The following is an 18,477-nucleotide window of genomic DNA, read 5'->3' on the forward strand; positions in this document are numbered from 1 at the left end:
GCCCCCTACCCGGGTAGGGGGTGGCGAGGTGCGGGTCCGTTCCCCGGTATGACGCCGCACCGGGCACGGCGCGCCTACGCTGCCGGATCATGTCCATCTCTCCCACCGGGGCCCCGCCCGGCGACGGCTCGCCGGGCGCCGGGCGGCGCGGCACGCGCGAGCTCGTCCGCCGGCTGTTCCACGCGCCCCATCCGCCGGCCCCGCTCTTCGCCGGGTCCCCCGGACGCTGGCTGCGGCTGCTGCCCTATCCCGCGGTGCTCGCCCTCACCTCGGTGTTCGTACCCGTGACCATCCAGGTGCTGGTCAACGACTACGGGGTCCCCGGGGGGATCGCCGGAGCGCTGGCCGTAGGGCAGGCCGCGCCGATGCTGATGCTGGTGCACCGGCCGCTGCGGGCCTGGTGGATCGTGTTCGGTACGGACGTCGCGGGAGCCCTGGTGCTGCTGGGGCTGCCCGAGCGTGAGGGCACCATCTGGCCGTGGACCCCGCCCGCCATGATCGGCTGTCTCTTCGTGCTGCTGGCCGTGGCCCTGCGGGAACCGCGCCGGGTGCTGACCGGTGTGTGGCTGGCGACGGGTGCGGCCGGGCTGGTGCTGCACCTGGTCGCCCCCGGACGCAGCGACGGCGGCGCGCTCCTGCTGTGGGTCCTCGGCGCCGTGGTCCTGGTGATCGGTGCCGCGGTCCGGGAGCGCAGCGAGGCCCAGCGGCGCCTGGTGGAGCAGGAGACGATCAGCGAGGCCGAACGGGCGCGGCGGACGCTGCTGGAGGAGCGCACCCGGATCGCCCGGGAGCTCCACGACGTGGTCGCGCACCACATGTCGGTGATCACGGTGCAGGCCGATTCGGCCCCGTACCGGATCGGCGGACTGTCCGAGGAGGCCCGTGCGGAGTTCGCGTCCATCGCGGGCAGCGCACGGGAGTCGCTCTCCGAGATGCGCCGTCTGCTGTCGGTGCTGCGCAGCGACGGGGCCGGGGGCGAGCTCGCCCCGCAGCCGGGGCTCGGCCGGCTCCAGCAGCTGGTGGAAGCCACGGTGCGTGCCGGGTTCCCGGCCGAGCTGTCGCTGGCGACGGAGGTACGGGACGCGGTGGAGCGGGGCGACGTGCCGCAGACGGTGGATCTGTCCGCCTACCGCATCGTGCAGGAGGCCCTCGCCAACGCGGTCCGGCACGCGCCCGGGGCGCGGACCCGGGTGTCGGTCACCGCCTCGGACGGTCATCTCACGATCCTGGTCGTCAACGACCCTCCCCCGCAGGCGGGTTCACCGCTGGAGGTGTCGGGGACGGGACACGGGCTGGTCGGCATGCGGGAGCGCGTACGGTTGACCGGCGGCACCCTCGACACCGGTCCGCTGCCGGACGGGGGCTTCCGGGTGGCCGCCCGGCTTCCGCTGCCGCCGTCCCGGCCACCCTCGGCATCCCCGGCTCCGGAGGACCTGTGACCATCCGCGTGATCATCGTCGACGACCAGGCCATGGTGCGGGCGGGCTTCGCCGCCCTGCTGTCCGCGCAGAGCGACATCGACGTGGTGGGCGAGGCCCCCGACGGGCGCCAGGGGATCGCGGTCAGCCGTACGGCGCTTCCCGATGTGGTCCTGATGGACGTCCGGATGCCCGAGATGGACGGTCTGGCGGCGGCCCGCGAACTGCTGAGCCCTCCCGTGGGGGTGTCCCACCGCCCGAAGGTCCTGATGCTGACCACCTTCGACGTCGACGACTACGTGTACGAGGCGCTGCGCGCCGGGGCGTCCGGCTTCCTGCTGAAGGACGCACCGCCGGCGGACCTGATCTCGGCGGTGCGGGTCGTGGCCGCCGGGGACGCGCTGCTCGCCCCGTCGGTGACGCGACGGCTGATCGCCGACTTCGCGCGTCAGCGGCCGGTGGCACCGGCCGGCGGGGCGGCGCTGCGGCTGAAGGGGCTGACACCACGTGAGACCGAGGTCCTGGAGCTCATCGCGCGGGGGCTGTCGAACCAGGAGATCGCGGCGGAGCTGGTGGTGGCGGAGCAGACGGTGAAGACGCACATCGGCAAGGTGCTCGCCAAGCTCGGCCTGCGGGACCGGGCCCAGGCGGTGATCTTCGCCTACGAGTCGGGGCTGGTGGCTCCGGGCGGCGTCTGACGGCCGCCCCCGGTGCGGGGTGGGGCGGGGTCCGAGGGCCGCCCCAGGTGGGGGCGGGGCCCGGCGGCCACCCCCCGGTGCGGGGTGGGGCTGTCCCCCCGTACCACCGCTACCCCGGTACGACCGGCGACTTGGCTCCCCGGTGTGACGCCCTGTCACCCACCGCGCTCCTACTTTCCTCCCCGGCACACCGACCGGTGTGCGCACGCCTTAAGGGGAGGACACCATGGGCCGGTTCACGAGGACTCTGACCGCCGTCGCGCTGGCGGCGACGGTGGTGGCGGGTACGGCGGGGTGGGCCTCGGGGAACACCCAGCGGGCGGTGACGGGCCCCCCGCCGGGCACCGCCGCGTGGCGCTCCGACACATCACTGGGCAGGGCGCTCCCCGAACCGGGCCGCGCCACTCCGTCCCAGGTCCGGCGTTTCTTCGACGAGTTGACCGACGCCGAGCGCCAGGAGCTTGCAGAGCGGCACCCGTTGGTGACCGGCAATCTCGACGGCGTACCGCTGGAGCTGCGCTACCGGGCCAACTCCCTTGCCCTGCAGGCCTCCCACGACCCCCGCTATGCCTCCCTCGCCGCTCCCGGACGGCAGATCCTCGCGTTCGACCCGAGGGGACGCGGGCAGGTCGCCGAGGTATTCGGGGACCTGCGCACCGCGCGCCACGTGTCCGTCGTCGTACCGGGGTCGGACATCGACGCCGGGACCTTCGACCGGCGCCGGGACGTGTACGGCACTCCGGCGGGCATGGCGAGGTCGCTGTACGCCGAGACGGGTGCGGGCAGCGCGGTGATCGCCTGGGCCGGCTACACCACGCCGGTCGGCCTCGGGCTGGACGCGGCGACGGGAGGTCTGGCCGAGGCGGGGGCGGCGCGGCTGACGCGCCTCACCGCCGGGCTGGCCGCCGACGGGCTGCCCGCGCCGGTCGTGTTCTGTCACAGCTACGGCTCGGTGGTCTGCGGGATCGCGGCCCGGGAGCTCGGCGCCACGGACCTGGTGGTGCTCGGCTCCCCCGGGATGCGTGCCGACGACGTGGCCGGCCTGCACACAGGGGCGCGGGTCTGGGCGGCCAAGGACGACACCGACTGGATCGACGACGTCCCGCACGTCCGGGTGGCGGGGCTCGGCCACGGCGCCGACCCGGCGGACGCGGGATTCGGTGCTCGCCGGGTGCCGGCCGAGGACGCCGAGGGCCACACCGGTTACTTCGCCCCGGGCACGGACTCGCTCCGCGCGTTCGCCGCCATCGCCGAGGGGGTCTCCCGATGAGCGTGCGCGGGCTGGTCTCCCGGATCGAGGCGGAGACCCCCGCCCACCGTGACCGCGCGGTCGACGGGCTGCGGGCCCTCGCCCTGCTGGCCGTGCCCACCGGCCACTGGCTGCTCGGCGGGTTCACCCTGGACGGTGAGGGAGCCCTGCACAACGCGAGCCCGCTCTCCACGTTCGCGGTGTTCTCACCGGTGAGCTGGGTCCTCCAGATGCTGGGGGTGTTCTTCCTGGTCGGGGGCTACGCGTCCGTCCTCTCCTACCGCCGCAGGCCGTCCACCACGGGGGCCTGGCTGCGGGGGCGGATGGTGCGCCTGGGCAGGCCCGTGCTCGGGGTGACCGCCGTGTGGGCGCTGATGATCCCGGTGCTGTACGCCGCCGGGGTCCCCGAGGCCACCTTGCGGACGGGGGCGAAGCTGGTGATCCAGCCGCTGTGGTTCGTCGGCGTCTACGCCGTGGTCACCGCTCTCACGCCCTGGTGCGTGCGCGTCGCGGGGCGGCTCGGCGGCTGGGCGGCCGCCCCGCTGCTCGGCTCGGTCGCCCTGGTCGACCTCCTGCGCTACGGCCCGTACGCGGACGCCGTGCCGTCCTGGCTGAGCGTGCTGAACATCCTGCCCGGCTGGCTCTTCGCCTATCAGCTCGGCGTCTCCTGGGGGACGGGCCGGCTCTCCAGGCGCGGGGCGGGGCTCCTGCTCGTGGGCGGCACCGCCCTGTTCGCCGCACTGCTGCTGGTGTTCCACTACCCGGCGTCCATGGTCGGCGTACCGGGTGCGGCGCGGACCAATTCGCACCCGCCGTCGCTGCTGGTCCTCGCACTGGCCTCGGCGCAGAGCGGGGCGGCGGTCCTGCTGCACGGCCGGATCGGCCGGGCGCTGCGCCGCCCCGCGCTCTGGGCGCCGGTCGTGGTGATCAACCTGTCGGCGATGACCATCCTCTGCTGGCACCAGACGGCGATGCTGACCGCGGCCGTCCCGGCGTCGTTCGCGGGCCTGGTACCGGGGCTGACGACGAGTCCGGACACGGTGGGCTGGATCGCGGCCCGGCTGGCGTGGATGCCGCTGTTCGCCGCGCTGCTGGTGCTGATCTCACGGTACGCCCGCCGCTTCGAGGCCCCCTGGGAGGCGGGCGGCCGTACCGGGAACGCCCGCCGGGCAGCGGCGGGGCTGCTCGCGGCGGGCTTCGCGGTGTTCGCGCTGCGGCTGGCGTGAGGCGTCGGCGCTACTCGCGGGCGGTCGCCGTGTTGCTCATGTCCGGGTAGCGGTCGCCCGCCACCTGCGCCGCGATCGGCTCCAGCTGCTCCAGCTCCTGCTCGGAGAGCGTGAGCCGGGTCGCGCCGACGTTCTCCAGCAGCCGGCTCCGCTTACGGGTGCCGGGGATCGGCACCACGGTCAGGCCGTGCACCTCGGCGCGCTGCTGCACCCAGGCGAGGGCGACCTGCGCGGCCGTCGCCCCGTGGGCCGCCGCGATCTTGTGCACGGGCTCCAGCAGCGCCGCGTTGGTCTTCGCGTTCTCCCCGGTGAAGCGGGGCTGGTGCTTGCGGAAGTCGTCCGCGCCCAGGTCCTTGCCCGCGTCGGTGAACGAGCCGGTGAGGAATCCGCGTCCCAGCGGGGAGTAAGGCACCAGGGTCACTCCGAGCTCCACGGCGGCGGGCACGGCGCTGCGCTCCACGTCCCGGCTGAAGAGCGACCACTCGGACTGGAGGGCCGCGATCGGGTGGACGGCGTGCGCCTCACGGAGCTCGTCCCCCGTCACCTCGCTCAGACCGAGCTGCTTCACCTTGCCCTGCTGTACGAGCTCCGCCATCGCGCCGACCGACTCGGCGAAGGGCACGAGCGGGTCGCGGCGGTGCATGTAGTACAGGTCGATGACGTCGGTGTCCAGTCGGCGCAGGCTCGCCTCGACCGCCTCGCGGATGTACGCCGGGTCGTTGCGCACCCCCCGGTAGTGCGGGTCGTCGGTCCGCTCTATCGCGAACTTCGTGGCCAGTGTGATCTCGTCCCGGTGCGCTCCGACGAACGGCGCGAGGAAGGTCTCGTTGGCGCCCCGGCCGTAGATGTCGGCGGTGTCGAAGAGGGTGACGCCTGCTTCCAGCGCCGCCTCCAGGGTGTCCCGGGCCGCCGCCTCGTCGGTGTCCCCGTAGAACTCGCTGATCCCCATGCAGCCGAGTCCCTGCACACCGACGTGCGGGCCTTCGGCGCCCAGGCGCGCGGTTGCGATCTTGGTGGTGTCGCTCATGTCCTTCAGACCCTTTCCGACGCCTCGCGGGCGCCGCTGTAGAACTCGATCTTGAAGTCGAGTACGGCGAGAGTGCCCTGGAGCTCCGCGATCCGTTCCTTCACGTCATGCCGGGTCGCCTCCAGCAGTGCCTGCCGCTCACCGAGGGTGTGGTCGCCCTCCCGCACCAGTTCCGCGTACCTGACCATGTCGGCGACCGGCATCCCGGTCAGCCGCAGCTTGCCGACGAAGGACAGCCAGTCCAGGTCGCGGTTGGTGAACCGGCGCTGCCCGGTGTGGGAGCGGTCGACGTGGGACAGCAACCCGATCCGCTCGTACCAGCGCAGGGTGTGCGCGCTGAGACCGCTGTAGGCGGCGACCTCGCTGATGGTGTAGCGGTCCGCCCCCTCGGGGCGCGGATGCGCCTTGGGGGCCGAGGCGCAGGTGTCCGTCCTGGAGGAAACGCTCTCCGTGCTCTCCATCACCGTCATGTCTCCAACGCTAGAACCTTGGAGTGCGCTCCAAGCAAGCGAATACGGGTGGCGGTCTCGGTTTTCGGCCTCCGGGCGGGCACCCGCCGCCCTCGGGCCTGCTCGTGCGGGTGCCCCGTTAGGCTCGTACGCATGCAGAGCCTGGCGTTGATCGAGAACTGGCCCGTCCCCACCGCGGCAGCAGCCGTCGTCACCTCGGACGGCACGCTCCTGGGCACCCATGGTCCCACCGCGCACCGCTTCCCGCTGGCCTCGGTGACCAAGCCGCTCGCCGCCTACGCGGCGCTGGTGGCGTACGAGGAGGGGGCGGTCGAGCTCGACGAACCGGCAGGTCCCGAGGGTTCCACCGTCCGCCACCTGCTGGCGCACACCAGCGGCCTCGCCTTCGACGAGCACCGGGTCACAGCGCCTCCCGGCAACCGCCGGCTCTACTCCAACGCGGGCTTCGAGGTCCTCGGTGACCACATCGCGAAGGCCACCGACATCCCGTTCGCCGAGTACGCGCGCCAGGCCGTCCTGGAGCCCCTGGGGATGACGTCGACGACCCTGGAGGGCTCACCGGCCAAGGACGGCGTCTCGACCGTCGACGACCTGGTCCGCTTCGCGGCGGAGGTCCAGGCCCCGCGTCTGCTCGACCCGCGTACGGTCCTGGCGGCGCAGACCGTGGTCCACCCCGGACTCAAGGGCGTGCTTCCCGGCTACGGGCATCAGAACCCCAACGACTGGGGGCTCGGCTTCGAGATCCGTGACTCCAAGTCCCCGCACTGGACCGGGGATTCGTCCTCGCCCGCGACCTTCGGCCACTTCGGCCAGTCCGGCACCTTCCTGTGGATCGACCCGGCGGCGGGCGCGGCCTGCGTCGCCCTCACCGACCGCGACTTCGGCCCCTGGGCGTCCGAGGCGTGGACCCCGTTCACCGACGCGGTGCTGGCGGAGCTCCGCTCCCGCTGAGCGCACTCGAACCACACCGTCTTCCCGCGCCCGTCACCACGCGTCTCGACACCCCAGCCGTCGGTGACGGCGTCCACCAGCAGCAGCCCCCGCCCGCCCTCGTCGAGCGCGCCCGCCGCGCCCGGTTCGGGCAGGCGGGGCGAGGCGTCGGTGACCTCCACCCGCACCCGGTCACCGGGGAGCAGGTACATGAGCGTCTGGCAGCGGCGCCCCGGCACGTGCCGTACGACGTTGGCGACCAGCTCCCCGAGGGCGAGCTCCGCCGCGTCGGCCAGCTCCTGCATCCCCCAGCCCTTCAGGTACAGCCGCAGGATGCGGCGCAGATGGCGGGCGGAGTGCTCCCCCACCGTCATGTCGGCGCGGTAGACGGCCTCCGCGTCACCGGGCCGGGTGTCGGATACGTGATTCATGACACCAGAGTGCGGCACCATGACTACTCTCGGCTACGAACTGAAACGAACGCCGCGAGGCGTTGAAGCCGGAGGTCCCGCCGTGGCCAACGTGCAGTCCCTCGATCCCCACGCGTCCCCGCTGGACTACTACGGCTGGGAGCTGCGCCGCCAGCGCGAGGCCCACGGCCTGAAACAGGGCCAGTTGGGCGAGATCATCTTCTGTACGGGCTCGCTGATCGGCCAGATCGAGACCACGAAGAAGGTCCCCACCCGCGACTTCTCCGAACGCCTGGACGCCGCCCTCGGCACGGACGGCGTCTTCTCCCGCCTCGTCGGTCTCGTCCTGCGCAGCCAACTGCCCACCTGGTTCCAGCCGTACGCGGAGATGGAGGCGCGGGCCACGTACATCTCCACGTACCAGGCGCAGTTGGTGTACGGGCTGCTGCAGACGGAGGAGTACGCGCGGGCGGTGCTCGCCACGGGTATGCCGGACGATCTGGAGGGACTCGTCGCCGCACGGATGGAGCGCCAGCGCATCCTGGAACGCGAACAGCCGCCGCTCGCCTGGGCGATCCTGGACGAGGCGGTACTGCACCGGCCGATCGGCGGCCCTGAGGTCATGCGAAACCAACTCGGCCGGTTGTTGGAGTTCTCCGCACACCGGTGGATGCGGATCCAGGTGCTTCCCTTCGTAACGGGTGAACACTCAAGTCTGGACGGGTCTTTCACGGTCATGCGATTCGACGACGACCCTGATGTCATCTACACCGAGGACCTCATCTCCGGACATATGACGGCCAGCCCCGAAACTGTCCGGGAGGCCGCGAGCCGTTACGCTCACTTGCAGGCCGCAGCCCTCTCCGTCGGAGAATCGGCGGCGCTGATCGCCCGCGTGATGGAGGAGCGTTATGGCAACCGAGACGACCGTGACCAGTGCGCCGTGGCGTAAGTCCAGCTACAGCGGGAGCACCGGCGGCGAATGCGTCGAGTGCACCGTCACCGGCGGCGCCGCCTGGCGTAAGTCCTCCTACAGCGGAAGCACCGGCGGCGACTGCGTCGAGGTGGCCGACGGCTGCACCGCCTCCGTCCCGGTCCGCGACAGCAAGAACCCGTCCGGGCCCGTGGTCGTCGTGAGCGCGGGCGCCTGGCAGGCCTTCGTCGACGGACTGCGCTGAGACGGCTGCGCTGAGCCGCGCCCCCACAGGAGAACCGTGGCCCGGCCCCGCCCTGCGCGCGGGCCGGGCGCGGGGCCGATAGCGTGCAGAGGTGACCGTGACAGCGCCGTCCCTCCTGTTCCTCGATGTCGACGGACCGCTCCTCCCCTTCGGTGCGAGCCCGCAACAGCGCCCGGACGGCTATCCGGTCTACGAGGCGGCACACGGGTCGGGCGGCACGGAGTCGAATCCGCTGGTCACCCGCATCGACCCGTCCTACGGCCCCCGGCTGCTGACGCTCCCGTGCGAGCTCGTGTGGGCGACCACCTGGATGTCCGATGCCAACGACTGCATCTGCCCCTGGCTCGGCCTGCCCGAACTACCGTTGGTCGACTGGCCCGACCCCGCGCCCGAGGAGCCGCCGGGGCTGCACTGGAAGACGCCGGGGCTGGTCGGATGGGCGGCCGGACGTCCCTTCGCCTGGGTCGACGACGAGATCACGGATACCGACCGCGCCTGGGTGGCAGAACACCACCCTCCGGGCCTCGCCCTCCTGCACCACGTCGAGGCCTGGCGGGGCCTGACGGACGCCGATTTCACCGCTCTGGACGCCTGGCTGCGGCAGACGACAGGCTGATCCGGACCTTCGCCGCCGCCCTGCTCACCCGCTCACGGAAGTGACCGTGTGAGCCAGACCAGTTCCCCCTTCTCCTTCGCGTCGTCCTCCGCCGCGACGTGGTCCCGCTCGAAGCCCAGCTTCTCCAGCACACGGAACGACGGCGCGTTCCAGTCCCTCACCGTCGACCAGAGCCTCGTCCGGCCCGTGGCGGCCGCCGCGCCGAGCACCGCACGGGCGGCCTCGGTGGCGTAACCCCGCCCGTGCGCTCGCCGGAACAGCTCGCACGCGATCTCGGGCTCGTCCAGGGTGGACCGGCCGATGATCAGCCCGCAGTACCCGATCAAGTCGCCCTCCTCACGGCGCCGGATCGGCAGCAGGGCGATACCCGTGGACTCCATGTCCGCGATCATCTCGACGATCGACGCACGGGTGTGCTCGACCGTCCTGGTCTTCCCGTCCTCGCGTTCGGCCATCAGCGCGTTCACCTCGACGGCGTCCGACTCGGCCCACGGGCGCAAGGTGAGCCGCTCGGTCTCCAGGTGGAACGGCATCGTCCTGTAACCCGTCATGAACTCTCCTCATCACAGAGCGTGAAGTCACTCCAACGGACGAAGACTGCCCCATGCCGAAGATCGTTTCCAGGGCATGACGACGAACACCTCGGCCGGTCCCCGGCCGACGGGCCGCATGGCCCGTGCGTGCGCCACCGCTCTCGCCGCGGTGAGCGCCGCGCTCCTGCCCGTCTCCTCGGCAGACGCGGCAACCCTCGACGCCCACGTCAACTACCAGAAGACGGACGGGTGGGGGGTCACCCAGTACGACGTCCGCTTCAACGGGACGGTCAGCAGTGACGGCCCGCGCAACTACACGGTCAAGGGCGTCCTCGACGCCTACTGCCACCACGGCACCATCACCGGCCAGTCCGTGACGCTGGGCTACCGCAACTGGAACGGCACCTGGAAGTACAAGAGTTACTGGTGCACGGACACGCCGGTGAACATCGACGTCCGCTCCGAGCGCCACGAGAACGGTTCGGTCGAGCTGGTGGTGGGCGCCACCAGCGGAATCGCCAACACCTACCAGTACGGGAACGTGGAGTTCTACCAGATCGGCTGAGCCCGGAGCACTCCCACGAGTGGCACCGTGCCGCGGCATGCGGGGCAGTGCCACTCGTCCGCGCCGCCCGCGTCCTGACGTCCCCGTCGGCATCGGACCTGACACGGATCGATGGTTCCTACGCCTCCGCCGAGGGCTTCTCCCGTGCGGGCACCCAGGGTTCCGGCAGAGCCTCCGGCCCGTCCAGAGCGTGGCGGAGCTTCTGCTTGAAGCTCCTCGGCGGGGCCTGCACCTCCTCCTGCTTGTGGACGAGACGTGCCACGGTCACGCGGATGTGGCAGTCGCGGTGCTGCTGCTTGAGCCGGACCAGCCAGGAGCCGTCGGGAGCGAGGAAGACGCTGCGGGCGGGGACGTCACCGGGGCGGGAATGGCGGGCGAGGAGCGCCGGCACGTAACGCAGCGCCGCGTCCTCGGCCACCGCGAGCGCGTCCGCCTCCACGCCGCTGATGTGATGGCTCGCCACCAGGGTCCAGCGGTGCAGTTTCAGATCGTTGCCGTCGGCGTTCCGGGACTCACGAGTGTCCTCCTCGATGAGGACGTACCACTGCGCCGTCATGGCCGGAGCGTAACCATTTTCGAGCGCCGTCCGCACCGGACTCCGATAGATTCATTCGCCATGCGATCACGTGAGTTCGACCTCGACTTCCGTCACCGCGCCGGGAAGACACGCAACTGGGGCCTGGCCCTGCTCGCCCTGGCCACCCTGCTGTGGACCTGGTGCGCCGTACTGATCCTGCTGCCGTACGAGGTGGACCGCAAACCCGACGACCAGTACCCGGCCGAGTGCGAGTCGCGGCTGCTCACCGATCGCGGCACCGCCAACGAGGGCCGTGGCCCCGGAGGTTACTGCGCGGACGAGCGTGACTGGCCGGAGGCGCTGGCCGTGCTCGGCCTCTCGCTCCCCGTGTCCCTGGCCGGGGTCGCCTTGTTCACCGTCGGCACCGTCTCGCGCCGGATGAGCGGCCACGGCCAGGCCATGCGCGAGCTGGACGGACTCGCCGACGCGGCGGAAAGCCGCGCTTCGAAGGGCAACTGACGTTCCGACATGAGCAGTACGGGAGAACACCTGATCCGACTGCCCGAGGGCTCCTGGTGGGACTGGGACGTGGTCACCTGGAACGCCGGGGAGCTGCGCCTCGCCGCCTCCCATGACCTGACCTACGCCCACGGGCTGGAGCTGGTCTTCGACGATCCTCTCTTCGTCAGCTGCCCGTCGAGCTTCCAGGATCCGGTGTTCCGCGCCCCATCGCCCGCCGAGACCGCCGAGGTCGCGCGTCACCTCGGCGAGGAGCCACCCGTCCTGGTCGCCTTCGAGGCGGACGCCGGCGGACGAGAGCCGGTCCCGTGCCTCATCGCCGCCGAGCGGGTCGGGATCGTCCGGGAGACGGTCCTGAGGTACTGGCGCGCTGACGCTGCCCCGGGGCAGCGCTTCACGCCCTGGGTGCGTTCGCCCTGAGGCGCGGACACCGGACCGTGGCCGACCGGTGCCCGGCGGATCGGGCCACCGGTGCGCTCAGCGCGTGACGAGGACCTTGCTGAGCACCGGCAGGTGGTCGGAGGCGGTCGGCTCGCCGCTCACGACGCGGGTGATCAGCGGCTTGACGTCCTTGGTGGTGTAGATGACGTCGATCCGCTTCGTCGGCGCCTCGACCGGGTAGGTGCCGCCGTCGCCCTTGGGGTGCAGGGACCTCGCCCAGGCATCGGTGTACGCCTGCTGAAGCGGCTGCGACTCCGGGGCGTCCGGCAGGGCGTTGAAGTCACCGACCAGGATTCCGGGCTTGTTCGCACCGATCAGGTCCACGACCTGGGCGGACTGCCGGAGCCGGTCGGTCTGTGAACTGGCGGCCAGGTGGGTGTTGTAGAACTCCACCTTCCTGCCGTGGACGTCGATCGTGGCGTGCAGCAGGCCTCGCTGCTCCTGGTCGGGCGACCTGGACAGCCAGGTGTTCTCCGACGCGGTGATCGGGTAGCGGGAGAGGATCGCCGTGCCGTACTGCACCCGGTGGTCGCTTCCGGCCGGCGGGGCGTTGTCGATGTTGGCGCCGAACACGACGTGCCAGCCCAGCCGTTCGGCGAGCTCGGCGGCCTGATCGGCCCACTCGCTGCGCGCCGAGTAGTGGTTGTCGACCTCCTGGAGGCCCACCACGTCGGCGCCGCTGCCCCGGACCACACGGGCGATCCGGTCGAGGTCCAGCACGTCGTCGGTGCCCTGGGCGTGGTGGATGTTGAAGGACATCACGTCCAGGACGCGGGGCCCGGGGCGGGAGGCCGCCGAGGCCTGCGCCACGGAGCCGGCGGTGGCGAGGGCGACGACGGTGGCGAGTACGGGCAGGGTGCGTCGGAGCACGAGGGCCTCCTGGGGTGCGGTTTCGCGGGCGGCACCGATCGTTGCCCCGTCCACCGACGTGCCGGTGACCGCGAGGTGAAGACCGGCCCGCCTCCGGATGGCCGCCTGCCGCACCCGCGCGAGGGCTGCGGCCCTCACACCGAGGCGAGCTCCCAGAGCAGCACCTCGGCCGGCACCGCCGCCGAGAGCTCCAGCCCCTTGGCTCCCGTGATCCGCGCCGAGTCGCCCGCCCCCAGTTCCTCTCCCCCGAGGGCCACCCGCCCCCTCACGACGTGGACGTAGACGCCGACCGCGTCCGGGACCGCGGTCCGCTCGCCCTCGGCGATCCGCCGGACGTGCAGCATCGCGCCGGCGCCGGGCAGGGCGTAGGGGGTGGAGTCGGCTATCCCGGCGACATGGGTGTAGGAAGGCTCCCCGCCCGCCTCGGACGGGGCCAGCCACATCTGGACGAAGGTCAGCGGGACGTCCCCGTCGTTGCGTTCGACGTGCCGCACCCCGCCGGCCGAGCTCAGGTGCTGGACGTCTCCCGCGCGCACCACGCTCGCGTGCCCGGCCGTGTCCCGGTGGGTGAGTTCCCCCTCGACGACCCAGGTGACGATCTCGGTGTGACTGTGCGGGTGCTCGCCGAACCCCGCCCCGGGGGCCAGTCGCTCCTCGTTGCAGGCCAGGATCGGCCCGAAGCGCAGGTTGTCCGGATCGTAGAACCGTCCGAAGGAGAAGGCGTGCAGCGTCTCGATGCCCGCGGAGTCACCCGTTCCTCCCGGGTCTCCGCCGCGGAAGCGGTCGCGGGAGCGGCGTACGTCGATCACTCCCCCACGGTATCCCCGCCGGCCCGCGTTCCGCCCCGGCCATCCGGGCACCTGTCCCGATAAGGCAGTCTTGTGTGCGTGCCCCGACCCGATCCTGAGCAGCCCGCCACGCATGACGCCCATCTGCACGCCGCGACCCTGAAACGGCTGGAGCAGTCCTCCGGCCGGCTGGCCGCCAACGCCATCGCCCGCATGGACGAGGCGCTGCCGTGGTACCGGGCGATGCCACCGGAGAACCGGTCCTGGATCGGCCTGGTGGCCCAGGCCGGTATCGCCGCGTTCACGGAGTGGTTCCGGCACCCTGAGACGCCGCAGGCCATCTCGACCGATGTCTTCGGCACGGCCCCCCGCGAGCTGACCCGGGCGATCACCCTGCGTCAGACCGTCGAGATGGTGCGGACGACGATCGAGGTCATGGAGGCCGCGATCGAGGAGGTCGCGGCGCCCGGCGACGAGTCGGTGCTGCGCGAGGCACTGCTCGTCTACGCGCGCGAGATCGCCTTCGCGACCGCCCAGGTGTACGCGCAGGCGGCCGAGGCCCGGGGCGCCTGGGACGCGCGGCTGGAGTCGCTGGTGGTGAACGCGGTGCTGTCCGGGGAGGCCGACGAGGGCGCGGTCTCCCGGGCCGCCGCCCTCGGCTGGAACTCCCCCGAACACGTGTGCGTCGTCCTCGGTACGGCGCCCGAGGGTGACAGCGAGCTGACGGTGGAGGCGATCCGGCGGGCCGCCCGGCACGCCAAGCTCCAGGTGCTGACCGGGGTGCTCGGACACCGGCTGGTCGTGATCGCGGGCGGCAGCGACAACCCCCTGAACGTCGCGAAGTCCCTGATCGGACCGTATGCGGCCGGCCCGGTCGTAGCCGGTCCCGTGGTGCCCGACCTGCTCGCCGCGACCCGGTCCGCGCAAGCCGCCGCGGCCGGTCTCAGGGCTTGTTCGGCGTGGCAGGACGCCCCGAGGCCCGTCCTGTCGGACGATCTCCTTCCGGAGCGTGCGATGGCGGGCGACCCCGCCGCGCGCGATCAGCTGGTGGAGGAGATCTACAGACCGCTCGAAGAAGCGGGTTCGGCACTTCTGGAGACGCTGAGTGTGTACCTGGAGCAGGCCAGCAGCCTTGAGGGCGCGGCAAGGATGCTGTTCGTGCACCCCAATACCGTGCGCTACCGGCTCCGACGTGTGACCGACGTCACCGGATGGTCACCCTCCGACGTGCGTTCCGCCTTCACGCTGCGGATCGCCCTCATCCTGGGGCGCTTGGCCGACGCCGACCCCCAGTCCTAGACTTTTGTCGAAGTTCAACAATTCCCCCGACGGTTCTTCGTCCCTGTCCCCACGGGTGTCCGGGGCCGTCCACAAGAGAGAGTGTGAGTGTGCTCGTACTCGTCGCTCCCGGCCAAGGCGCTCAGACGCCAGGCTTCCTGACTCCCTGGCTCGAACTCCCCGGTGCCGCCGACCGCATCGCGGAATGGTCGGACGCCATCGAGCTCGACCTTGCCCACTACGGCACGAAGGCCGACGCGGACGCGATCCGCGACACGGCCGTGGCGCAGCCGCTGCTGGTCGCCGCGGGCCTTCTGTCCGCGGCCGCACTGGACGCCTCGCCCGGCGTCGTCGCCGGACACAGCGTCGGTGAGATCACCGCCGCCGCGTTCGCGGGCGTCATCGAGGAGAAGGCGGCACTCGGTTTCGTGCGCACCCGGGGGCTCGGCATGGCCGAGGCCGCCGCGGTCACCGAGACCGGAATGGCCGCCCTTCTCGGTGGAGACCCCGAGGTCACCGTCCCGCACCTGGAGAAGCTGGGGCTCACCCCGGCGAACGTCAACGGCGGTGGCCAGATCGTCGCCGCGGGCACCGCGGCCCAGATCGCCGCGCTGACCGGGGACATGCCCGAGGGCGTCCGCCGCGTGGTGCCGCTCAAGGTGGCCGGTGCGTTCCACACGCACCACATGGCTCCGGCCGTGGAGAGGCTGCGTGAGGCTGCCGCCACCCTGAAGGTCGCCGACCCGAAGGTCACGTACGTCTCCAACGCCGACGGGAAGACGGTCGCCGACGGCGCCGAGGTCATCTCGCGGCTCGTCGGCCAGGTCGCCAACCCGGTCCGCTGGGACCTGTGCATGGAGACGTTCGCCGAGCTCGGGGTCACGGCTCTGATCGAGGCCGCGCCGGGCGGGACCCTCGTCGGGCTCGCCAAGCGCGCTCTGCCCGGCGTGAAGACGCTCGCGCTCAAGACCCCCGACGACCTCGACGCGGCCCGCGCGCTCATCTCCGAGCACGCGGGCGCCTAAGGAGCCCGAGCATGTCGAAGATCAAGCCCAGCAAGGGCGCCCCGTACGCACGGATCATCGGTGTCGGCGGCTACCGCCCCACCCGTGTCGTGCCGAACGAGGTGATCCTCGAGACGATCGACTCGTCCGACGAGTGGATCCGCTCCCGCTCCGGTATCGCCACCCGCCACTGGGCCTCCGACGAGGAGACCGTGTCGATGATGTCCGTGGAGGCCTCGGGGAAGGCCATCGCGGACGCCGGGATCACGCCCGAGCAGATCGGCGGGGTCATCGTCTCCACCGTCTCGCACTTCAAGCAGACCCCCGCGGTCGCGACCGAGATCGCGCACCGGATCGGCGCGGGCAAGCCCGCCGCCTTCGACATCTCCGCCGGCTGCGCGGGCTTCGGCTACGGCCTGACGCTCGCCAAGGGCATGATCGTCGAGGGTTCGGCAGAGTACGTACTTGTCATCGGTGTCGAGCGGCTGAGCGACCTCACCGACCTGGAGGACCGTGCGACGGCCTTCCTCTTCGGTGACGGCGCCGGCGCCGTCGTGGTCGGCCCGTCGCAGGAAGCCGCCATAGGTCCCACGGTGTGGGGCTCCGAAGGCGACAAGTCCGAGACGATCAAGCAGACCGTGGCCTGGAACGAGTTCCAGATCGGCGACGTCTCGAACCTGCCGCTCGACTCGAAGGGCGAGGTCAAGTTCCCCGCCATCACGCAGGAGGGTCAGGCGGTCTTCCGCTGGGCCGTCTTCGAGATGGCGAAGGTCGCCCAGCAGGCGCTGGAAGCGGCCGGGATCTCCCCGGACGACCTGGATGTCTTCATTCCGCACCAGGCCAACATGCGGATCATCGACTCGATGGTGAAGACGCTCAAGCTGCCGGAGCACGTCACGGTCGCCCGTGACGTGGAAACCACCGGCAACACGTCGGCCGCCTCGATTCCGCTCGCTATGGAGCGGCTTCTGGCGACCGGTCAGGCCAAGAGCGGCGACACGGCGCTCATCATCGGCTTCGGGGCGGGTCTCGTCTACGCCGCGACGGTCGTTACCCTCCCCTAGGCACCTCGGACTTTTCCGGTCCGCATGCCCAGACCCTGCAGAAACATATAGAAGGAGCGCCAACATGGCCGCCACCCAGGAAGAGATCGTCAGCGGTCTCGCCGAGATCGTCAACGAGATCGCCGGTATCCCGGTCGAGGACGTCCAGCTGGACAAGTCCTTCACCGACGACCTGGACGTCGACTCGCTGTCCATGGTCGAGGTCGTCGTCGCCGCCGAGGAGCGCTTCGACGTCAAGATCCCCGACGAGGACGTCAAGAACCTCAAGACGGTCGGCGATGCTGCCGAGTACATCCTGAAGCACCAGAACTGATCCCAGTTCGTCCCGTGTGTCGCCACCCGGCGGTGGCGCCGCTGATTCACGACCCTCTACACGTGGAGAAGATTTTCCAGTGAGCCCGACCAATCGCACCGTGGTCGTCACCGGTATCGGCGCAACCACTCCGCTGGGTGGCGACTCCGCATCGACCTGGGAAGGTCTGATGGCCGGCCGTTCCGGCGTCAAGCCTCTCGAGGGCGAACGTTTCGCCGAACTGCCCGTCCGCATCGCCGCCCTCGCCGCCGTCGACCCCGGCGAAGTGCTGCCCCGTCCCCTCGCCCGCAAGCTGGACCGCTCGGCGCAGTTCGCGCTGATCGCCGCCCGCGAGGCGTGGGCGGACGCCGGCTTCACCGGCAAGGCCGGTGAGGACGAGAAGATCCAGCCCGAGCGTCTGGGTTCGGTCATCGCCTCCGGCATCGGCGGCGTGATCACCCTGCTCGACCAGTACGACGTGCTGAAGGAGAAGGGCGTACGCCGCGTCTCCCCGCACACCGTTCCCATGCTCATGCCCAACGGCCCGGCCGCCAACGTCGGTCTCGAGGTCAACGCCCAGGCCGGAGTCCACACCCCGGTCTCCGCCTGCGCGTCGGGTGCCGAGGCCATCGGGTACGCCGTCGAGATGATCCGCACCGGCCGTGCCGACGTGGTCGTCGCCGGTGGCACCGAGGCGGCCATCCACCCGCTGCCGATCGCCGCGTTCGCCAACATGATGGCGATGTCCAAGAGCAACGAGGAGCCCGAGAAGGCTTCTCGCCCCTACGACACCGCCCGTGACGGCTTCGTCCTCGGCGAGGGCGCCGGTGTCGTGATCCTGGAGTCCGCGGAGCACGCCGCCGCGCGTGGCGCCAAGGTCTACTGCGAGGTGCTGGGCCAGGGCCTTTCGGCCGACGCCCACCACATCGCGCAGCCCGAGCCCACCGGGCGCGGCATCGCCGCGGCGATGCAGAACCTGCTGGACTCCACCGACCTGAAGCCGTCGGAGGTCGTGCACCTGAACGCGCACGCCACCTCCACGCCGCAGGGTGACATCGCCGAGATCAAGGCGCTGCGCGCCGTGCTGGGCGATGACCTGGACCACGTCGCCATCTCGGCCACGAAGTCGATGACCGGCCACCTGCTGGGTGGCGCGGGCGGCATCGAGACGGTGGCGACCGTGCTGGCCCTGCACCACCGCACGGCTCCGCCGACCATCAACGTCGACGACCTCGACGAGGCCGTCGAGGCGGACATCGTGCGCGGCGGGCCGCGTGCGCTGCCCGAGGGTTCGATCGCCGCGATCAACAACTCGTTCGGCTTCGGCGGCCACAACGTGGTCCTGGCGTTCCGTTCGGTCTGATCCACCGCCCGTCAGGGCGTC

General features: G+C 71.5%; 22 protein-coding genes and 1 pseudogene. 16 read left to right on the forward strand and 7 right to left on the reverse strand.

The window, feature by feature from the left end:
• Positions 1-89 precede the first annotated feature (89 nt).
• From ACFXOA_RS01615 to ACFXOA_RS01630, 4 genes are all read left to right on the forward strand, one after another.
• Entirely contained in the window at positions 90-1,439 is a 1,350-nt protein-coding gene (locus ACFXOA_RS01615; protein ID WP_385020824.1) for a histidine kinase, read from the forward strand.
• Entirely contained in the window at positions 1,436-2,116 is a 681-nt protein-coding gene (locus tag ACFXOA_RS01620) for a response regulator (RefSeq protein ID WP_385020826.1), read from the forward strand. Before ACFXOA_RS01615 ends, ACFXOA_RS01620 begins: the two co-directional genes overlap by 4 nt.
• Positions 2,117-2,342: 226 nt before the next feature.
• Positions 2,343-3,386: an alpha/beta hydrolase gene (locus ACFXOA_RS01625; RefSeq protein WP_385020829.1), complete on the forward strand. Its 1,044-nt coding sequence runs from the start codon at positions 2,343-2,345 to the stop codon at positions 3,384-3,386.
• Positions 3,383-4,591, forward strand: a complete 1,209-nt coding sequence (locus tag ACFXOA_RS01630) for an acyltransferase (RefSeq protein WP_385020832.1) — start codon at positions 3,383-3,385, stop codon at positions 4,589-4,591. The genes ACFXOA_RS01625 and ACFXOA_RS01630 overlap by 4 nt, the downstream gene beginning before the upstream one ends.
• Before the next feature lie 10 nt (positions 4,592-4,601).
• On the opposite strand, the gene ACFXOA_RS01635 is transcribed toward ACFXOA_RS01630, so the two are convergent.
• Together ACFXOA_RS01635 and ACFXOA_RS01640 are read right to left on the reverse strand one after the other, a co-directional pair.
• The gene (locus ACFXOA_RS01635) at positions 4,602-5,618 is read right to left on the reverse strand and encodes an aldo/keto reductase (protein WP_385020835.1); all 1,017 of its coding nucleotides are present in this window, start codon (positions 5,616-5,618) and stop codon (positions 4,602-4,604) included.
• Between the two features lie 5 nt (positions 5,619-5,623).
• Positions 5,624-6,088, reverse strand: coding sequence for a MerR family transcriptional regulator (locus ACFXOA_RS01640; RefSeq protein WP_385020838.1), 465 nt, complete (start codon positions 6,086-6,088; stop codon positions 5,624-5,626).
• A 132-nt stretch (positions 6,089-6,220) separates the two neighbouring features.
• Here ACFXOA_RS01640 and ACFXOA_RS01645 point away from each other — a divergent pair, with 132 nt between their 5' ends.
• Positions 6,221-7,039, forward strand: coding sequence for a serine hydrolase domain-containing protein (locus ACFXOA_RS01645; protein ID WP_385020841.1), 819 nt, complete (start codon positions 6,221-6,223; stop codon positions 7,037-7,039).
• A gap of 2 nt (positions 7,040-7,041) precedes the next feature.
• On the opposite strand, the pseudogene ACFXOA_RS01650 reads toward ACFXOA_RS01645, so the two are convergent.
• Positions 7,042-7,449, reverse strand: a pseudogene (locus ACFXOA_RS01650) (ATP-binding protein); the annotation flags it as partial.
• Between the two features lie 82 nt (positions 7,450-7,531).
• On the opposite strand from ACFXOA_RS01650, the gene ACFXOA_RS01655 reads away from it, so the two are divergent.
• The 3 genes from ACFXOA_RS01655 (at position 7,532) to ACFXOA_RS01665 (ending at position 9,222) form a co-directional block, all read left to right on the forward strand.
• Positions 7,532-8,380 (forward strand): helix-turn-helix transcriptional regulator, encoded by an 849-nt coding sequence (locus ACFXOA_RS01655; protein WP_385020844.1) that lies wholly within the window; start codon positions 7,532-7,534, stop codon positions 8,378-8,380.
• The gene (locus ACFXOA_RS01660; RefSeq protein ID WP_385020846.1) at positions 8,340-8,606 is read left to right on the forward strand and encodes a DUF397 domain-containing protein; all 267 of its coding nucleotides are present in this window, start codon (positions 8,340-8,342) and stop codon (positions 8,604-8,606) included. The genes ACFXOA_RS01655 and ACFXOA_RS01660 overlap by 41 nt, the downstream gene beginning before the upstream one ends.
• Before the next feature lie 91 nt (positions 8,607-8,697).
• The gene (locus tag ACFXOA_RS01665; RefSeq protein ID WP_385020848.1) at positions 8,698-9,222 is read left to right on the forward strand and encodes a hypothetical protein; all 525 of its coding nucleotides are present in this window, start codon (positions 8,698-8,700) and stop codon (positions 9,220-9,222) included.
• A gap of 32 nt (positions 9,223-9,254) precedes the next feature.
• Here ACFXOA_RS01665 and ACFXOA_RS01670 read toward each other — a convergent pair whose 3' ends face one another.
• Positions 9,255-9,773 (reverse strand): GNAT family N-acetyltransferase, encoded by a 519-nt coding sequence (locus tag ACFXOA_RS01670; protein ID WP_385020851.1) that lies wholly within the window; start codon positions 9,771-9,773, stop codon positions 9,255-9,257.
• Positions 9,774-9,849: 76 nt separating this feature from the next.
• On the opposite strand from ACFXOA_RS01670, the gene ACFXOA_RS01675 reads away from it, so the two are divergent.
• Complete coding sequence (locus tag ACFXOA_RS01675) at positions 9,850-10,320, forward strand: hypothetical protein (RefSeq protein ID WP_385020854.1); 471 nt, start codon at positions 9,850-9,852, stop codon at positions 10,318-10,320.
• Between the two features lie 118 nt (positions 10,321-10,438).
• Here the strand turns inward: ACFXOA_RS01675 and ACFXOA_RS01680 are convergent, their stop codons facing one another.
• Positions 10,439-10,876, reverse strand: coding sequence for a hypothetical protein (locus ACFXOA_RS01680; RefSeq protein ID WP_385020857.1), 438 nt, complete (start codon positions 10,874-10,876; stop codon positions 10,439-10,441).
• 60 nt (positions 10,877-10,936) lie between these two features.
• Between ACFXOA_RS01680 and ACFXOA_RS01685 the strand changes: the two genes are divergently transcribed.
• Together ACFXOA_RS01685 and ACFXOA_RS01690 are read left to right on the forward strand one after the other, a co-directional pair.
• A complete protein-coding gene (locus ACFXOA_RS01685; protein WP_385020860.1) occupies positions 10,937-11,356 on the forward strand; it encodes a hypothetical protein in 420 nt (139 codons plus the stop codon).
• Between the two features lie 9 nt (positions 11,357-11,365).
• Positions 11,366-11,776, forward strand: a complete 411-nt coding sequence (locus tag ACFXOA_RS01690) for a hypothetical protein (protein WP_385020863.1) — start codon at positions 11,366-11,368, stop codon at positions 11,774-11,776.
• Between the two features lie 57 nt (positions 11,777-11,833).
• Here ACFXOA_RS01690 and ACFXOA_RS01695 read toward each other — a convergent pair whose 3' ends face one another.
• Complete coding sequence (locus ACFXOA_RS01695) at positions 11,834-12,667, reverse strand: endonuclease/exonuclease/phosphatase family protein (RefSeq protein ID WP_385020866.1); 834 nt, start codon at positions 12,665-12,667, stop codon at positions 11,834-11,836.
• 134 nt (positions 12,668-12,801) lie between these two features.
• Positions 12,802-13,476: a pirin family protein gene (locus tag ACFXOA_RS01700; protein ID WP_385020869.1), complete on the reverse strand. Its 675-nt coding sequence runs from the start codon at positions 13,474-13,476 to the stop codon at positions 12,802-12,804.
• Positions 13,477-13,554: 78 nt separating this feature from the next.
• Here ACFXOA_RS01700 and ACFXOA_RS01705 point away from each other — a divergent pair, with 78 nt between their 5' ends.
• The 5 genes from ACFXOA_RS01705 to ACFXOA_RS01725 all read left to right on the forward strand — a co-directional run bounded on the left by ACFXOA_RS01705 (position 13,555) and on the right by ACFXOA_RS01725 (position 18,456).
• The gene (locus tag ACFXOA_RS01705; RefSeq protein WP_385020872.1) at positions 13,555-14,754 is read left to right on the forward strand and encodes a PucR family transcriptional regulator; all 1,200 of its coding nucleotides are present in this window, start codon (positions 13,555-13,557) and stop codon (positions 14,752-14,754) included.
• Positions 14,755-14,843: 89 nt separating this feature from the next.
• Complete coding sequence (locus ACFXOA_RS01710) at positions 14,844-15,758, forward strand: ACP S-malonyltransferase (RefSeq protein ID WP_385021404.1); 915 nt, start codon at positions 14,844-14,846, stop codon at positions 15,756-15,758.
• A gap of 11 nt (positions 15,759-15,769) precedes the next feature.
• Positions 15,770-16,801 carry a ketoacyl-ACP synthase III gene (locus tag ACFXOA_RS01715; RefSeq protein ID WP_385020875.1) on the forward strand — a complete coding sequence of 344 codons (1,032 nt, stop codon included), beginning with the start codon at positions 15,770-15,772 and terminating at the stop codon, positions 16,799-16,801.
• A 64-nt stretch (positions 16,802-16,865) separates the two neighbouring features.
• Positions 16,866-17,114, forward strand: a complete 249-nt coding sequence (locus ACFXOA_RS01720; protein WP_385020878.1) for an acyl carrier protein — start codon at positions 16,866-16,868, stop codon at positions 17,112-17,114.
• A gap of 79 nt (positions 17,115-17,193) precedes the next feature.
• On the forward strand, positions 17,194-18,456 hold the full coding sequence (locus ACFXOA_RS01725) for a beta-ketoacyl-[acyl-carrier-protein] synthase family protein (RefSeq protein WP_385020881.1): 1,263 nt from the start codon (positions 17,194-17,196) through the stop codon (positions 18,454-18,456).
• The last annotated feature ends 21 nt before the right edge of the window (positions 18,457-18,477 follow it).

The organism is Streptomyces sp. NPDC059166, assembly GCF_042755185.1.
Lineage (GTDB): Bacteria > Actinomycetota > Actinomycetes > Streptomycetales > Streptomycetaceae > Streptomyces.

What these genes read in the sequence shown, in the direction of transcription:
- ACFXOA_RS01615 (WP_385020824.1), top strand. Translation starts at nt 90, where the DNA reads ATGTCCATCTCTCCCACCGGGGCCCCGCCCGGCGACGGCTCGCCGGGC.
- ACFXOA_RS01625 (WP_385020829.1), top strand. Translation starts at nt 2,343, where the DNA reads ATGGGCCGGTTCACGAGGACTCTGACCGCCGTCGCGCTGGCGGCGACG.
- ACFXOA_RS01630 (WP_385020832.1), top strand. Translation starts at nt 3,383, where the DNA reads ATGAGCGTGCGCGGGCTGGTCTCCCGGATCGAGGCGGAGACCCCCGCC.
- ACFXOA_RS01635 (WP_385020835.1), bottom strand. Translation starts at nt 5,618, where the DNA reads ATGAGCGACACCACCAAGATCGCAACCGCGCGCCTGGGCGCCGAAGGC.
- ACFXOA_RS01640 (WP_385020838.1), bottom strand. Translation starts at nt 6,088, where the DNA reads ATGACGGTGATGGAGAGCACGGAGAGCGTTTCCTCCAGGACGGACACC.
- ACFXOA_RS01645 (WP_385020841.1), top strand. Translation starts at nt 6,221, where the DNA reads ATGCAGAGCCTGGCGTTGATCGAGAACTGGCCCGTCCCCACCGCGGCA.
- ACFXOA_RS01660 (WP_385020846.1), top strand. Translation starts at nt 8,340, where the DNA reads ATGGCAACCGAGACGACCGTGACCAGTGCGCCGTGGCGTAAGTCCAGC.
- ACFXOA_RS01670 (WP_385020851.1), bottom strand. Translation starts at nt 9,773, where the DNA reads ATGACGGGTTACAGGACGATGCCGTTCCACCTGGAGACCGAGCGGCTC.
- ACFXOA_RS01675 (WP_385020854.1), top strand. Translation starts at nt 9,850, where the DNA reads ATGACGACGAACACCTCGGCCGGTCCCCGGCCGACGGGCCGCATGGCC.
- ACFXOA_RS01680 (WP_385020857.1), bottom strand. Translation starts at nt 10,876, where the DNA reads ATGACGGCGCAGTGGTACGTCCTCATCGAGGAGGACACTCGTGAGTCC.
- ACFXOA_RS01685 (WP_385020860.1), top strand. Translation starts at nt 10,937, where the DNA reads ATGCGATCACGTGAGTTCGACCTCGACTTCCGTCACCGCGCCGGGAAG.
- ACFXOA_RS01690 (WP_385020863.1), top strand. Translation starts at nt 11,366, where the DNA reads ATGAGCAGTACGGGAGAACACCTGATCCGACTGCCCGAGGGCTCCTGG.
- ACFXOA_RS01715 (WP_385020875.1), top strand. Translation starts at nt 15,770, where the DNA reads ATGTCGAAGATCAAGCCCAGCAAGGGCGCCCCGTACGCACGGATCATC.
- ACFXOA_RS01720 (WP_385020878.1), top strand. Translation starts at nt 16,866, where the DNA reads ATGGCCGCCACCCAGGAAGAGATCGTCAGCGGTCTCGCCGAGATCGTC.